Source organism: Membranihabitans marinus, assembly GCF_019802045.1.
Classification (GTDB): domain Bacteria; phylum Bacteroidota; class Bacteroidia; order Chitinophagales; family Saprospiraceae; genus Membranihabitans; species Membranihabitans marinus_A.
This window is the reverse complement of record NZ_JAHVHU010000022.1, coordinates 35525-52660: the sequence shown is the minus strand read 5'-3', so window position 1 is coordinate 52660 and position 17136 is coordinate 35525. Positions and strand designations below refer to the sequence as shown.

The window sequence follows — 17136 nt, the reverse complement described above, 5'->3', positions numbered from 1 at the left end:
TTTTTAACCAACTGACTATCTTATTCCCGGATCGGGTGAAAGTCATAAAATGATTATTTAACTTTACTCATGAAATCAGAATCAATTTTGAGCGAATACACAAAATTTTAAACAAGCCCGAAGTTCTCGAATTTATGGTATGGCATCGCTCTGCTGGGTTTTATTTAACGATAGTGGTTTTGTTCATAAGCTTTGCACTCCATTGTGCGCAACTCCTCCGTGCTCCTCCGTGAATCCTTCGTGGCCCTCCGTGAAAAAATCTCCATGGAATTCCTTTGGGTCATCCCTGAACACCCTCTCAAAATGGGCTTCACAATCCCCCTTCGCACTTACCCTCCCCGGCTTATGAATCCCGTCTACTACTGAAATACCTCCGTGTTCCTCCATGAATCCTCTGTGACCCTCTGTGAAAAAATCTTTACGCCTCTTGGCGTAATAACTCCGTGTCCTCCATGCAAAACTCTTCGTGGAATTCCTTGGGGTCTATCTCTGAACATCCACTCAAAATGGGCTTCACAACCCCCCTTCGCACCTCCCCACCCCGGCTTATGAATCCCGTCTATTACGGAAAAACCTCTGTATCCCTCAGTAAAAATCATTGGTATTCCCTGATGGATTTCTAATCAATCAACTTCCGCAGCATCGTCCCGCTAGGTACGGTCCATAGGTAGAAACCGATCTAGGAATAGAATTCCCGTGTCAGGTGAGGTACGTGGGTGAAAAGCTCAACCTTAGCAGGGGGCTCCAAAGGCACACAGATCTTCCATCACCATCCAACACTTCGCATAATATCCACAAAAGTTACCAAATAATTAATAAATTAGTACTTTTTAATGTTACCATTTCTTTTGGCACAAGAATCCACATATCGATTTACCCCTTTTCGCATCGTCCTGCTGGCGCTGGTCATCGGTCTTTGTGGTCTGGCCGTGATCCCTTTCTTGTCCATACAGCTCAATCCCCCACCCCGCAGTCATGGTCTCCAGATATCATATAATCTATCCGGTGGAAGTCCGGAAGCCGTCGAATCAGGGATCACAGCGCCCCTGGAACGAATGCTCGCTTCCATCGAAGGACTCACCGACATCCAATCCCGATCGTCGGACAACCAGGGACAAATTATGCTTCAGTTTAGCGACCGGTACGATATTGCAAAAAAAAGATTAGAGGTATCTGCCCGGATCCGACAGCTCTACGGTCAATTCCCGCCCGGCGCTTCCTTTCCCGTGATCCATTACCAGAGCGAGTTCCAGACTGAGCAACGATTACTCACCTTCGCCGTCAACAGCACCCTGCCCGCTACCGAATTACACGACTTTCTCTCCCGGAATCTGCTGCCCGATATATCCGCCCAGCAAGGAATCGCCTCGGTCCATATCTATGGGGCACCTCAACATGAAGTTCACTTGACCCTACAACCCGAAAAACTACAAACGCTAAACATCCAGCCCCGGGAAGTCATGCAGTCCATTCGCACAGCTATAAGCAAACGCGAACTGGGCAAAACCCGGATTTCTAAACCATCCGCCCCGACCGCCATGACCTACCTGATCTATGCCGGGGAAGGCATGGATCGAGATCCGCTGAGCTATATACCCGATCTCCCGGTAAAACAACAAGGATCGCGTACCATCTTTGTCCGGGATCTGGGCCATCTATCCAAAAACATAGCCCCGCCCAATCAATATTACCGCATCAATGGTTTGCAATCTGTGAATCTTTCCATATCAGCCGAACGCCAGGCCAATCTGATCAAACTCGCCGGTCAATCGCTGAACATCGTACGACAGTTTGAATCCGAAAACAAGGACTTTATTCAGGTATTCGAATCCTACAACGCCGCTGAATTCCTGGAGCGAGAACTGACGATGATCACCTACCGATCCATAGCCACCCTGGTCATTCTCATGTTGTTTATTGTCATCCTGTACCGCAACTGGCGACAAATCAGTATTATCTTTTTGAGTCTGATCTTTACGTTGTCCGCGTCATTTCTTTGTTATTACTTATCCGGGCTTTCGCTTCACCTCTACTCCATTGCGGGACTGACTCTGTCCTTGGGGATTATTCTGGACAATATCCTCATCATGTCCGACCACATCCGTAAAAAAGGGAATAAAAGGATATTCCTGGCCATATTCGCCGCTACCATCACCACCATCGGTGCATTGGCCGCCATATTTCTCATGGAAAAAAGTCAGCGGGAAAACCTGGTGGACTTCTTTCTCATATTTAGCATCAATCTCACCATGTCGCTCTTGACTGCGCTTTACCTGATTCCCGCGCTGAGCAGTTTGTTGAGTGTGGGCGATCAACGCCGATATATCCGCCGCATTCCACGTCGGATCCGTTTTTTCAACACGACTTACCTCAGCTACAGCCGCTTTACGTCCCGACACCGGTGGGTGATTCCTGTATTATTCGTTTTACTTTTCGGTCTCCCGTTCTTTATGCTTCCGAACAAAATTGAAAAAGAGACCAAGTGGGCGGAGCGGTACAACACCGTTCAGGAAAATAAATTTTATGCCGACCATATCCGACCTTTTATGGATGAGTGGCTCGGGGGCACTTTTCGATTGTTCTACAATCACCGGGACCGGTTTTTCTTCGGTTCCCAGCGCCGGGAAGAAACCAAGCTTTTCCTCCAGGCCCAGATGCCACCAGGCGGGACCATCAGTCAACTCAATGAAGTGATGCTCCGGGTAGAATCATTTTTGAAATCTTTCCCGCAAATCAAACAATTTCAGCTTAATATTTCGAATCCGAAAAATGCCCGCATCGAGATCCTTTTCAAAGAAGATTACGAGAAAACGGGATTCCCCTATCAGCTCAAAGATGAATTAACTTCATTCGCCGTCTCGGCAGGTAGTGCCGACTTTCGGGTATGGGGCGTAGGTGACGCCTTCAATAATGTATTGCCGGGGGAGCGGGTGTCTACGCATATTGTATTGACCGGGTATAACTTTGATCAGATCTGGGCCCTGGCGCGCTCGTCAAAAAGTTATCTGGAAGAACACCCCCGAATCAAGCAGGTTTTTATAAACTCCGACATCAACTACTACATCCCTGAGGACTATTATTATTATATGGACTTCAAGGCCCCCGCTTTTCTACTAAAAAACAACATCCATCTCGGGATCATGGCTTCCCACTTTGAGTCTGGCCGGAGGGATTTTGGCGCAGTCACTCAATGGCCGTATGAAGGACGAACGGTTCCGGTTCGGGTCATTCAGGCGGTGGACCAACAGGATCAGATGTGGTCATTCCTGCATCGTCCGGCGCGGCGGGATTCCAATTCATTTTTCAGGCAGAAAGATGTATTTACCCTGGAAAAGGAAAAAGGAAGCAGTGACATCGTGCGGAAAAATCAAGCGTATCAGCTGGTTTTGGAATATGATTTTATCGGGAATTATCGCCTGGGCAATAAGGTCATGGAGGAAAGCATCGAACAGATTCAGGCCAATCTGCCGGTGGGTTATCAGGTCAAGTCACAGCGTAATTACTGGGGCGGTCCTGACTCCAAATCGTCCATGGCCTGGATTATTCTAATGGGGATGTTGTTCGTATGGATTCTCGGGAGTATTTTATTCAATTCCATCCGTCAGGCATTGATTCCGGTGGTGATGATCCCGTTCTCTTACATCGGTATCTTCCTCGTGACCCATTTTTTTGAATTCCAATTTGGACAAGGCGGTCTGGCCTCGTTCCTCCTGGTCGGCGGGCTGTCGGTCAATGCGGTATTCTTTATCATCAACGATTATAACCGGGTCCGTCTAATACAACGTCATCTTCCTACTCCGGTGGCTTATCTTAAGGCTTATAATGGAAAAATCATTCCCATCCTGCTGACCGCTCTTTCCACAGTACTTGGTTTACTGCCTTTTGTGATTTTTGATAAAAGTGATCCGTTTTGGTATTCCCTGGCTGTATGTACCATCGGTGGAATGGTGGCTTCGGTCATCGTTTTGGTTCTGCTGCTACCCGTTTTTTTCAAAAAATAGAAAACAGATTTAACAGATCTCGAAGATCTGTCAAATCTAAGTTTTCCTCAACACAAAAATCGATCATTGTTTGTATTAATGGGCGATGGGTTAGCCTCGCTAACTTACTTAAAAAGAGAGCAGAAGATGCCGAAAGATTTAAAACCAAACATCGGTCAAAAGGATCATTGACCCCCAAGAAAAACCCTCATTTAAAAATTTAAAACTAAAAATTCTCACCCGCTCAAGTTTATTAACCGAATCAACCACCTATAAACTACACACTATTCACTTTTTTTAGTATCTTTCATTAGTTTTACGTCAATAAGATCGAATTATAACACACGCAATGGCGATCACAGATCACGCACATCCATGGAGATAGCCGGCATAAAAATCAGTCATCCTGATAAGATCATTTTTCCAGACCTTGGATTGACCAAGGGAGAAATGGTCGAATACTATGAGAAGATATCGGAATACATGTTGCCGCACCTCAAAAACCGGCCACTAACTCTGCTCCGGTTTCCGGATGGCATCGAAGCGGAAGGATTCCATCAAAAAAATGTGTTTGATTATTTTCCGGATTTTATATCCCGCGTCGAAGTCCCCACTGAATCGGGCAATAAAATGCAGTTTTATTGTGATTCTCTGGAATCTCTGATCTATTTTGCGAATCAGGGCACGGTGAGTTTCCATACCTGGCTGGCCCGTCAGGACCGACTCAATGAACCCGACAAGGTAGTTTTTGATCTGGACCCGCCCGATAACGGTGATTTTGAGGAGGTGAAAGAATCCGCCCAATTGATCAAAAAATATCTGCGTAAAAAAGGCAAAAAACCCCAACTGATGACGACCGGTAAAACAGGTCTTCACATCTGGTATCCGGCGCAGCGGGTAAAAACGTTTGACGAACGACGGGATGTGATTAAATCAATGGCTCTGGAGCTCGAGGAAATGTATCCTGAGCTGTTAACGACCGAAGTTCGGATCGAAAACCGGGAGAACAAAATCTTCCTCGACTACCTCCGCAATGCCTATGGTCAGACCTCCGTCTGTCCATACTCGCTGCGATCCAATGCTTCTGCCGGTGTCGCTACCCCATTGGAATGGTCCGAACTCAGTGCGATTGATTCCGCTGACCATTATACCTATCAAAATATTTTTCGGCGATTGGGCCAAAAATAGGCGTAGGAATTAGGTGTCTTACAAATCTCCTCCTGCCTGACCCGCAAAATTCAAATGCCACCCAAAATTGGGTTATGTGAATATACCCAATTTTGAAATTTAAGAAATTGATGCACTCCATGCTATGTATCATAACAAATTGACGTGGTGAATAAAGCGGGTTATCTTCGTTGCCGAGCGGGCTGGAAGGGCGTAAGTGGGATTCTGCGGATTGACAATTAGATAATGCCAATAGTTTACCCTGGTTCGGATTATTTGGGTCGATGATTCATAGGAGTTTCGGATTATCTTTCGAAAATTCGAACTCTTTCTATTATTATTTTTAGCAAGATTTTGTTTGACTGAGGTTAACTCTTCATAAATACAAATATCGATCAATCGACCAGTGGTACTCCATTTGCGGCCTAAAGTATCGATCTTGCCTTGGTTGGTGCTCCATTTTTGCTCAAACCTTTTACAATGGACTGATCCCGTGGGGATCAGATTAGGTTAGCCAGGTATTGATACAATACCACCGACCCAGTCAGGGTCGGATTAGTTTGATGGCACGCATTTGTCAAAATTTAGATGTGTTTTAATTGGGTGGTGTAGATGAAAATTTCAGAAAGTGTGTTATTTTAAGAAGAAACACTATGGCCAATAAATATCTAAAGATTTACATACAAATTATATTCGCTGTTAAATATAGGGAAGCAATACTGGCGAAATCTTGGGGGAATGAACTTTATTCCTACCTGTCCACATCACTTTTAGACAGAGGAAATCATCCACTGACAGTCAATGGTAACTATGATCATGTTCATTTGTTTTTTGATTATAGAGATAATGAACTAATTAGTGATTTGGTTAGAGAGCTTAAAAAGTCCAGCAATAGTTTTATCAAAAATAAAGGGTTTACCCGAAGTAAATTCCAATGGCAAACTGGATATGGTGCATTCTCTTATAGTTACAGAGAAAAAGGTAAGATCATAGAGTATATTCGTCATCAGGAGAAACACCCTCAAAGAGTACGATTCAAGGATGAATATTTGTCCATGTTAAATGATTTTGAAATTGACTATAAAGATGAATACCTATTCGAATTCCTGGAATAACCAAGATGGTCTGATGAAATATTCTGCGCAAATCTAATCCGACCTCGCTGAGGTCGATTGTTCTTTTTTTGCACGGTGCTAACCTAATCTGACCCCGTCTGGGGTCATTCACATTGTCTTTATTCCTAGTTTACTTTACCCGACTTTTGATCATGACACGCCGCCGCAAAGTGCCAAAGCACCACGCGCCGTTTGTACTAATCACCGCTTATTGTTTGTACGAACACTTATATTAAATGTAAAGTTGCAGACTCTTAATTTATTTGAGTTAACTTTTTCACGTATCCGATTAAAAAGATATTACGAAATAAGGAAAATTCACCTTATCATTGTATCGAACGTTAAAGCGAAGATTATTTTCTTATTTATGTTTTAATATTGCCCTTTTAATTCATTGCCCTTCTTCAAATGATGAGGAAGGGTTTTTTTATTCGATAGATACCGCCTTCAACCGGAGCGCATTCGCAATCACAGAAACGGAACTAAAGCTCATAGCCACGGCTGCAATCATCGGTGACAACAATAATCCAAAAAATGGAAAGAGCACACCCGCTGCAATCGGTACGCCCAGGGAATTATACACCAACGCAAAGAACAGGTTTTGTTTGATGTTTCGCATTACGCTACCACTCAAATTCACCGCTTTGACAATCCCATGTAAATCCCCCTTTACCAAGGTTATCCCGGCACTTTCAATCGCCACATCGGTTCCGGTTCCCATCGCAATGCCCACATCACTCTGCGCCAGAGCCGGCGCATCATTGATCCCGTCGCCAGCCATAGCCACCACGTGGCCTTGAATTTGAAGCTTTTCTACTTCCCGGAGCTTGTCTTCCGGCAACATACCGGCCCGAAAAGAAGTCAAGCCGACTTCTTCGGAAACGGCTTGTGCGGTTTCCTCGGTATCCCCTGTAAACATAATCACTTCAATACCCTTATCCTGCAAACGTTGGATCGCTTTTCCACTTGTCTTCTTTATCTGATCTGCAATCACTACAAATGCTTCCACCTGATCACCAATGGAAAGATAAGAGATCGTTTTCCCTTTTTTCTGTGCCTCATGGGCTGCTTGCTGCAGTGAACCCGGTATCGAAATCCCCAGTTCTTCCAGTATCGCCTTATTCCCTAAGGCTACTTTTTTTTCTTTGACCATTCCTTTTACCCCTTTTCCGGAAACAGCTTCAAATTGATCAGTATCCCACACTTTGGCATTTTGGCTTTTACCATACTCCGATGTAGCTTTTGCCAGTGAATGTTCACTGTGGCTATTGATCGACACCACATAGGAAAGAATCTCTTCGTCAGAATACTGTGAATCTTGGGACCAGATATCTTCCACCACCGGTTTTCCTTCTGTGATCGTACCCGTCTTATCGATGACCACGGTGTCGACATCATTCATCCGCTGCAACGATTCTGCATCCTTAATCAATACCCCGGATTTGGCACCTTTACCCACACCCACCATCACGGACATCGGTGTGGCCAATCCCAATGCACACGGACAGGCAATAATGAGCACAGCGACCGCATTCACAAATGCATACACATAGCGTGGCTCGGGACCAATGAGCGCCCAAATGACAAATGTAAGCACTGCTATCACTACAACGATTGGGACAAAGTACGATGAAATTTTGTCCGCCAGTTGCTGAATGGGCGCGCGGCTCCGGCTGGCTTTATTGACCATTTCGATGATCTGGGAAAGCAAAGTATCAGATCCCACCTTGGTGGCTTCCATCAAAAAACTTTTCTGCCCGTTGATCGTGCCTGAATGAACCTCATCTTCCACTTCTTTGTCCACCGGAATCGGTTCACCGGTAATCATCGATTCATCAATGCTGCTCTGGCCTTCCCGGATTTTTCCATCTACCGGTATCTTCCCCCCGGGTTTGACGCGAATAAGGTCCCCGGTTTGTATCTGGCTCACTGGTATTTCTTCCTCTTGACCATCCACTACCCGGAACGCCTTATTGGGCGCCAGTTTCAAAAGCTCCTTCACTGCACTATTGGTTTTCTGGTGAGCCCGGGCTTCCAGGACCTGCCCCATTAGTACCAGCGTCAGGATCACCGTGGCGGCTTCAAAATAAACATGGACAGCACCAGATTCTGAAAGGAATTGCTCCGGAAAAAAACCGGGGAATAGCAATCCAAACACGCTAAACAACCAGGCCACCCCGGCTCCAATACCGATTAGGGTGAACATATTCAGATTCCAGGTCTTAATCGACCGATAAGCTCGTTCAAAAAACATCCAGGTCGCATAGAACACCACCGGAAGCGAAAGTCCAAATTGGATCCAGTTCCAGTACCGCTGATCCATCCAGTCGTACAAAGGATTACCCGGTATCATCTCGGACATGGCGATGATAAAAATCGGGAAGGTAAAAGCCAGGGCGATCCAAAACTTCTTCAATAACTTCTGGTACGTTTTTTCTTCTTCGCTTTCATACGGCTCCATGGGGACCAGTTCCATGCCACAAATCGGACAACTCCCAGGTTCATCCTCCACGACCTCCGGATGCATGGGACAGGTGTATTGCTGCTGCGTCGGTTCCGTACTTACTTCCTTGACGAGATCCATCCCACAAACGGGGCAATCACCCGGCGCATCGTAGGTTTTATCGCCTTCACATTGCATGGGGCAATAATAAGTCCCAGGTCCCTTATCTACTTTTTTTTTATCTGTCTTTGGCTTTTCGGGCTTATCATTCCATTCATGAATGGTATACGATCCACCCGACTCGGTCAGCGCCTTTTGGAATCGATCCAGTGGAATGTGCTGATCCATTTCTATTTCGGCCACTTCTTCTTTGAGGTCAACAGATGCATTGGCTACACCGGCTACGGTATTAAGTTCGTGCTCTACATGACTGCGGCAGCCATTGCAGGTCATTCCGGATATATGGTATTTATGTTTCATTATGGTATTGTTATTTTGAAGAGCTAACATTGGGGGAGAAAAAAAGGTTTTGAGAAACGGGACGCAAAACGTCCGTTTATTAGTATTTGTTTTAGGATATTATAATAATTGATCCCAAGGGAACATCTATGTTATTTGCGTGCTTTGCCCCGGGTTCTAACCCAGGGGTGGAATATAATTTCTAACAATGGGTTTCAGCCTTTTAGAAACATGCTTTTAAGAGGTAAAGCCCAATAAAATTGCACACTCTTCTCCCCGGCCTAAAAGCACGGGGCAAAACATTCCCAAAATTACGCTATTCCAAGCGCTACACAAGTACAAGAAACATGCTCCTTTGGAAATATCCCTTCCGGTTCAAAATTTTTTCATGGAATGAATCAATTATCTGAAGTATAGATCACATACGCAGACACCAGCCAGTGATTGAGTTTATCGCCATCGATGGGTGTCCCGTCGATTTCGATTCGGAGGGGATACTCCCCAGCCGGCACATCACCCAAGTCAATAACATAGGGTAAAACGACCGATCCCGGGCACCAGTTGGACCGGGAAAGATCTGAGGAAGCAAGCCGTTCTTCCACCACGCGCTTCATCCGCTTGCCTTCCCGACTGTAAGCACGGGCTGTATCTTTTCGGGTCCATACCCCGGATGAAGGATTGAACCGGCGAAAAGCGGCGCAATCATCCCGCCACGGAATGGTATCCAAAACCAGTTGGTCTCTAAAATACACCCGGTTTGGGATTTGAATAAATTCATCACCGCCACTATGCCCGCCATGACCTGTCGTGATGTAGTGCAAACGTACATTTTTGGCATCTTCAGGAAGGGGCACCGACACCGTCAGCGGTTGATAGGCAAACAGATCGGGGTGCTTTTGCCCGGCATAGTAAATGGTATTGGTTAGCGGGACTACTTTACGAGGAGGTAGTGACCGACCCGAATATTCCAGATCCACACTCAGTGAATACCCTTCCGGGGTCCAGGTGTCAATCCATACACCAATGTAAAACTCACCGGTCAGCACGGAGGTTAATTCAGACACGTTGGCTTCCCATTCAACCTTCTCTGCCCAAGTTGGCACATAAACCGGCCGATTGTACCGGATCATAGGATGTGCCTCTTCATCGCTGTAGTACCCGACTCCAAATGGGGTCATAAACCGCATGATTTCCAATGCAGGTACATAGTTATCTGTTCGAACAATCCCCGGATATTTATCGATTCCGGCTTGATCAGGATACGATTCCTCGTCCCGAAGAATATCCCGCAATTCAATCCTGCTGGTATCCGGAAGCACAAACAGTGAGCCCGATTTGTCCCAGCGGTCTCCGGCAGACACCAAAGACACTTTGACGGTGACGTCGCTGCCTTGCGGGTACATTGGAGCTTTTACTTTCTTCAAAAGAATACGCCCATCCTGATACCGCTCTATATCATCATCGTGAGGAGATTCACCGTTAAAATTAACCGGTGTATTTTGAAAAACAGTGAGGACCTCCGGAGATTGCGCCATCACTGCGTTGACCCACATAAACCCTGTAATAACAACTATCGTTTGTAATCTGAATATGTATTTCATACTATGCCTATTTTTTAGAGTTATAGATTCAACGATCTAAAATTCCTCGCGCTTAACCTTCTTTTCAAATTCATCAACCCAAATTGAAGGGCTCGGAAATCTTACTTCCCACAAGGCTAGCCCACAAGCTTCCCGATCCCAAAACAACACGTTAGAAAAACAGTTTTATCAAAACTCCCGACTACGCTCATAGCTTCGACGGGCGAAGTAAGATCTGGAAAACCTTCGTTTCTAAACCCACTCAACCTCCTAAACCTCCTAAACCATATACCCCTCAACCAAAGTACTTTCCACAAAACTGCTGCTACCACCTACCCTAAAGAACAACCCCAATTAAAAATTAACCATTAATAATTCATAATAATTTCAGCGTTTCCTCCAGCCATTTAAAAAATTCCCGCTGCCACACCAATCCATTCTGGGGGCTAAGTACCCAGTGGTTTTCTTCCGGCAAAAACAACAATTTGCTTTTTATCCCCTGTAGCTGTGCGGCTTGAAATGCTTCCAGCCCCTGCCCGATCGGTACCCGGTAATCTTTACCACCCTGGATAATCAGGATCGGTGTATCCCAGTTCTGCACATAATTAATAGGGTTAAATTCCTGGTATCCCTTTTGAGCGATCTTGTTATTTTTCTCCCAGTAAGGGCCGCCGATATCGTAGTTGACAAAAAACAATTCTTCGGTGGTGCCATACATGCTCCGCGTGTTGAACACGCCATCGTGGGATATAAAGGTTTTGAACCGGCCTTCATGGTGACCGGCCAGCCAAAATACCGAATATCCGCCAAAACTCGCACCTACTGCACCCAACCGTTCCTTATCCACATAGGGCTCTTTAGCCACGTCATCGATGGCATACAGATAATCCTGCATGGCGAGTCCACCCCAGTCCTTACTGATGGCTTGGTTCCATTCCACACCATGGCCCGGCATTCCCCGTCGATTAGGTGCTACGATGATGTATCCCTGGGATGCCATCAATTGGAAATTCCACCGGAACGAGTAAAACTGAGATAAAGGTGACTGCGGTCCGCCCTGCGCATACAGCAAGGTCGGATATTTCTTCTTTGGATCAAAATCCGGTGGATAAATCACCCAGGTCAGCATATCTTTTCCGTCGACCGTTGTGACCATGCGGCGTTCCACCTTTGGTAATTTTATTTGCTCATAGATCGCTTCATTCACCTGAGTTAACCGAGCCAATTCTTTCGTTTTTAGATCAAAGGAGTACAAATCAGCGGCCTGATTCATGGTCGTCAGCGTCACGATGAGCTTCCCATTGGTTTCAGCCACGATTCCAGTGATGTCGTGTTGACCTTCGGACAGCTGGTCCAGGAAAGGCATCCGGCGTAGTTTGCCCGGATAATCGACCCGGAAGAGCTGTTTTGTCCCATCGACCGGTGCGATAAAATAGATCTCCTTTCCATTGTTCGCCCAGGTATAGCTACTCACGGTGCCATCCCATTGGGCTGTCAGATTTTGTTTCACGCCATCATCCAGTACGATAATATCGTTTTTATCGGCTTCATAACCCGGGGTTTGCATTTGCAGGTAAGCGAGTTTACCATCCTCTGAAAACCGGGGGGAAGTATCATACCCCTTGTTCGATGCGGTCACATTCTTTGTTTCCCCCGTCTGGATATTGTATTGATAAATATCCGTATTGGTGCTTAGGGCGTATTCGGTACCAGCCACTTTTTTACTCACATAATAAATAAATTTTCCATCCGGACTCCAGGTCACATCTTCAGATCCGCCAAAGGGAGCCTGAGGCGTGTAATAAGGTTCTCCCTTCATAATGTCCACACTATCCCCGGAGTTCAGATCCCGATAGAACACATGGCTATAACTCCCGTCGTTCCAGTGGTCCCAGTGGCGATAATCCAGTGAATGGTACACGTAGGCATCCGACTTGTTTAACTCCGGATACAGGTCGGTAGATTTGACATCTTCAATGTGTACATTTTTAAAAAACAACTCATAACGGCCGTCCTGAGATTGGAGTGGCGGCGTCAGATATTCATCGGGATCGTTGATCTCCCGGGGTTCACCGCCGGTTACCGGAATTTTATAAAATTTCTTCTCGAAACTGTCCTGCTCGATAAGCGGTGTGGTGAGACTATAAACAATCTGGCTGCTGTCTTGCGACAATCCCATGGGGGACAACCGGTGCAATTGCCACAGCATTTCGGGTGAAAAATGGTCTTGCTGAGCAAAAGCAGAAATATGGATCCACACAAAGATCGAAAAAAATAGGACTCGTTTCATAATCTATCTTTTCTGTTTATCAGGTCAATGTACTGAAAATTCAGATATTTTTATTCAATTTCAGTCATAGAATAAACAGGATATGGTGCAACAGAAATCATATTCTTTCGCTCCCAATGAAGTCTCGTAATGGAAATATTCGGAAACACAACCTTCTTTATTTCTATTGAAAATTGATCCTAATCTCAATTTACGATGGTTAATCGAGCGTAAAATACGAATCATTGCAACTGAAAAAACTTGAGTCAATGTGCAGCATTTGAGTCCAACAACACCGGAGGTATTGAAGATGAATAAACCCGAATAAGCCGGTAGGCGCAATTCAGGGAAGAGGAGGTTATGTGTTTTGAACTCCGTAATTATTGAGTCCCACAGGGACGACAGGTTCATCTGTCGTCCCCATGGGACTCAATAGTCTAATCATACAACCTTGGGTCTGACAATCCAGGCTATGATCTATCGTCCCAACGGGACTTTATTATGACAGTCTGCTATATCCATGTTCAAACACACACTTTGCGTGATTTATTAAAAACAGGACATTTTTTGAGAATAACGTGCGTAATTTTATGTCCGCACCTATAATTTACAATTAATCATCATTTAAAGTTTCATCCAGCCACTTAAGAATCTCCCGATACCATACCAAACTATTCTGAAAACCTCCGATCCAATGGCTTTCCGCAGGTTGATAAAGTAATCTGCTTTTGATGCCACGCAATTGGGCAGCCTGAAAAGCTTCCAAGCCCTGCCCCAGCGGCACCCGGTAATCCTGCCCTCCATGGATAATCATGATGGGTGTATCCCAGTTTTGGACAGCATTGATTGGGTTGTAAGCATCAAAAGCATTTGAAATGCCTTTATCAGATGGCATCCAGTACGGTCCACCCATTTCATAGTTGAGAAACTCAAGACCATCGGTGGTCCCATAGAAACTCCGTGTATTGAATATCCCCCGATCCGCTATAAAAGTTTTAAATCGACCACCATGATGCCCGGCCAACCAGTAAATGGAATATCCGCCGAAGCTAATTCCTAGAGCGCCCATTCGATTGAGGTCCACATAGGGTTCTTGCGATATATTATCGATGGCCGTCAAGTAATCCTGCATGGCCAGGCCACCCCAATTTCCAGGTACCGCATCGTCCCATTCTCTACCAAACCCCGGGACCCCACGTCGATTGGGGGCCAGGACGATATATCCCTGAGAAGCGATTAACATAAAAATTTGCCCCAAGGAATAATCCTGGGAAATAGCCACATGAGGTCCGCCCTGTGCGTATAGTAATACCGGATATTTCTTCACAGGATCAAAATCGGGCGGATATACTACCCATGCCAACATTTTTTTACCATCCACGGTGGTTATGTATCGCCGTTTTGTGACCGGCATTTTTATGGTGCTGAACAAGCTATCATTTATATGGGTGATCGGACTGAACATCTTCGTTTCCAGATCAAAAGAAAATAATTCACCTGATTGAGCATCTCAATGGTGAAGAGTTTATTCTGCGATAGACATGGAAACCAGAACCACACAGCACCCAATATGATTAAGATTCTTTTCATCGAAAAAATCGTTATCGTGACAAGATAACCAATACGGGATTATCCGACTGCTGTAAATCCGGATAATTTTCAAGGAAAGTACGGGAATTCTCGTTTTCAAATAGATCGATCGGATTCACCACTGCCAACGCTTTATCACCGGTAATCTTGAATTGTAATTCTTTGAATGATAAGCCTTCGTCCGGCAAATGAATCCCATCAAAGACATTGATACGCTCAGATTCTTTGGCATATACAGCAAATTTGACTTGTGGATTATTGTTGGTCAAATCATAGGTGTAGTTGAAAAACAGTTTATCTTCAAATTCCACAAAATGACGGGGCATCCCCGAATGCTTTGTACCATTCTTGTTCAGATACCCCAAAAGTTCATTCAGTGGGCTATGTGGTAACAGATCAGCCATACTGCGTTTTCCAAAATCAAGATAATATTTGCGTTTGAGGGTCTTCTTTTCACCATCCACGTGGTACAACGTATCGTTGAAAATTTCCCAATAATTGAACCCCTGCTCATAGGCCGAAAAATAATTGGTGTAGACCGTGTTGTGGTTGGTATAATTATCCAGGGAGTAGTTTAAAAATGAATCGGTCATCAGATGAAAATCACCAATATAAAGTTTCTTTCCATTTTGGTGGTCCCCTCCGTTCCCGGGCACCTCTCTTCGAAACAAAAAGGTACGATCAGAAATTCGTTCAAAACATAATACATCAAAAAAGTTCGTTGTCACTACTCCATCAAAAACATCTTTCTCCTGAGTCAAAAACTGACCGTTCAAATCATAGGTAATCAGCCCGTTCTTATCATCGTAGACCAACAGTGCTCCCTCTTTCGGGTTGACAGAGATATCCTGTGGTCCCAATAATTCTCCCGGACCATCACCAGATACATCAATCGAATGAAGATATTTTCCCTGTGGACCAAAAAAATGGATTTTACCACCAGAACTATCAAATACAATGATATACTCTTTCAATACAATCACTTTTTTGATTCTTCGGATCAGAGAAGCATCTGTCGTTTCAAGCGGTATAATTTGATAGTCAGAAAAATATTCCATCGCGTTCCACGAACCATCAGTCTCTGCAGGAATCGAAATAGATATCATTCCCGGATCTTTATTCTCCATATCACTATTGGACTCGCACGCGATGCACATCAGAATAAGAATGAATAAATTTAGAATAAATTTCATAGTGGTTTGGATGGTTTGGCTCTATAGTTCGGTTTTCGCACAATATATCATTTAAACGATGAATCATGAGCTTACTCCAAAAAGTCAGTTAATTTTATAGCCCCGTGCCTTTAGGCCGGGGATGATAATGCAAAATCATATTGGGCTTTTAGCCCTGAATGATTTGCACTTTAATGGCTAAAGCCACTATGTGAGTCATGATAGATACCCCGTGCTGACCGAGTGCGCTAAAGCTATAATGGCGCAAGCACCGGGGTTAATAATTTAAAATATGACTTTCTGGAGTGGACTCAATCATCAACTATTTTGGATTACATCTTCCAATTCCGTATATTTCCCGTGGCGATCATCGACTGGTTAAATGGTTTTAGGCCCATACTTCCGGTTGGTCATATATTTTCAAATCACGGTCAATCGGACTCAACTAAAAAAACGTATATGCTACTTGGTGTACATTGTTCCATAAGCGGAGGAATTATTAATGCATTTGATGAAGCTCAGAAACTGGGCATTAATACTTTTCAGATTTTCACGAAAAATCAACGCCAATGGCGGGAAAAAGAGATCGACGATGAAGAAGGCCAACAAATCCAGGCCCGCCAGAAGGAGCAAAAGGTAAAAATTATTTTTTCCCACAGTTCGTACCTCATCAATTCTGCTGCCCGGGATAAAGCGCTCCATGAAAAATCACTCAAGGCCCTAACGGGAGAATTGCAGCGATGTGATCAGGCAGGCCTGGCCTTTACGGTTCTTCATCCCGGAGCGGCCAAAGATCAGGATCCGGAAAAAGCGATGGAACAAGTGGCAAAATCACTGAATCAAGTGCTCCAAAACACCAGCGATTCTGAGGTAAAGATTGCGCTTGAAAACACCGCCGGGCAAGGAACCACGCTTGGTCGTTCTTTCGAGGAACTTAAGACGATCGCCGATCAGGTGGATAATGATCGAATCGTATTTTGTTTTGACACCTGTCACGCCTTCTCGGCCGGATACGACATTCGGAGTAAATCTGGTATTCAGGAAACGCTCGATCAATGGGATGAGGTGATTGGTCTGGACCGATTAGCGGCATTTCATCTGAACGATTCCAAAGGAGAACTCGGAAGCCATATTGACCGGCATGAACACATCGGCCATGGAGAAATCGGAGATGCACCGTTTGAATACATTATGCAGCATTTTCCGGATATTCCTAAGGTCATCGAAACCCCAAAAAAGGATGATTGGGATGAGAAGAATCTGGAACGGTTGAGGAGCTTTATCAATTGACAGTTGAAAATTGACAGTAGAATGTGGAGGCTGGAGACTGGAAATTGGAAATTGGATGCTGGAAGTTGGAA

Annotated in this window: 9 protein-coding genes; 4 read left to right on the top strand and 5 right to left on the bottom strand. The window is 44.9% G+C overall.

Translation table 11 applies throughout. The features are described 5' to 3' along the window. Positions 1-833 precede the first annotated feature (833 nt). From KUV50_RS18185 to KUV50_RS18175, 3 genes are all read left to right on the top strand, one after another. Positions 834-4001 carry an efflux RND transporter permease subunit gene (locus KUV50_RS18185; RefSeq protein WP_222581635.1) on the top strand — a complete coding sequence of 1056 codons (3168 nt, stop codon included), beginning with the start codon at positions 834-836 and terminating at the stop codon, positions 3999-4001. A 354-nt stretch (positions 4002-4355) separates the two neighbouring features. Continuing rightward, positions 4356-5168 (top strand): non-homologous end-joining DNA ligase, encoded by an 813-nt coding sequence (gene ligD / locus KUV50_RS18180; protein WP_222581634.1) that lies wholly within the window; start codon positions 4356-4358, stop codon positions 5166-5168. Between the two features lie 632 nt (positions 5169-5800). Further along, on the top strand, positions 5801-6262 hold the full coding sequence (locus KUV50_RS18175; RefSeq protein ID WP_222581633.1) for a transposase: 462 nt from the start codon (positions 5801-5803) through the stop codon (positions 6260-6262). A 427-nt stretch (positions 6263-6689) separates the two neighbouring features. On the opposite strand, the gene KUV50_RS18170 is transcribed toward KUV50_RS18175, so the two are convergent. From KUV50_RS18170 to KUV50_RS18150, 5 genes are all read right to left on the bottom strand, one after another. After that, positions 6690-9185 carry a heavy metal translocating P-type ATPase gene (locus tag KUV50_RS18170; RefSeq protein WP_222581632.1) on the bottom strand — a complete coding sequence of 832 codons (2496 nt, stop codon included), beginning with the start codon at positions 9183-9185 and terminating at the stop codon, positions 6690-6692. A 377-nt stretch (positions 9186-9562) separates the two neighbouring features. Continuing rightward, the gene (locus tag KUV50_RS18165; RefSeq protein WP_222581631.1) at positions 9563-10765 is read right to left on the bottom strand and encodes a PNGase F N-terminal domain-containing protein; all 1203 of its coding nucleotides are present in this window, start codon (positions 10763-10765) and stop codon (positions 9563-9565) included. A gap of 355 nt (positions 10766-11120) precedes the next feature. Further along, a complete protein-coding gene (locus KUV50_RS18160) occupies positions 11121-13034 on the bottom strand; it encodes a S9 family peptidase (protein WP_222581630.1) in 1914 nt (637 codons plus the stop codon). 592 nt (positions 13035-13626) lie between these two features. Next, the gene (locus KUV50_RS18155; protein ID WP_222581629.1) at positions 13627-14427 is read right to left on the bottom strand and encodes an alpha/beta hydrolase family protein; all 801 of its coding nucleotides are present in this window, start codon (positions 14425-14427) and stop codon (positions 13627-13629) included. A 187-nt stretch (positions 14428-14614) separates the two neighbouring features. Next, positions 14615-15796, bottom strand: a complete 1182-nt coding sequence (locus KUV50_RS18150; RefSeq protein ID WP_222581627.1) for a 6-bladed beta-propeller — start codon at positions 15794-15796, stop codon at positions 14615-14617. Positions 15797-16234: 438 nt separating this feature from the next. On the opposite strand from KUV50_RS18150, the gene KUV50_RS18145 reads away from it, so the two are divergent. Continuing rightward, a complete protein-coding gene (locus KUV50_RS18145) occupies positions 16235-17065 on the top strand; it encodes a deoxyribonuclease IV (RefSeq protein WP_222581626.1) in 831 nt (276 codons plus the stop codon). The last annotated feature ends 71 nt before the right edge of the window (positions 17066-17136 follow it).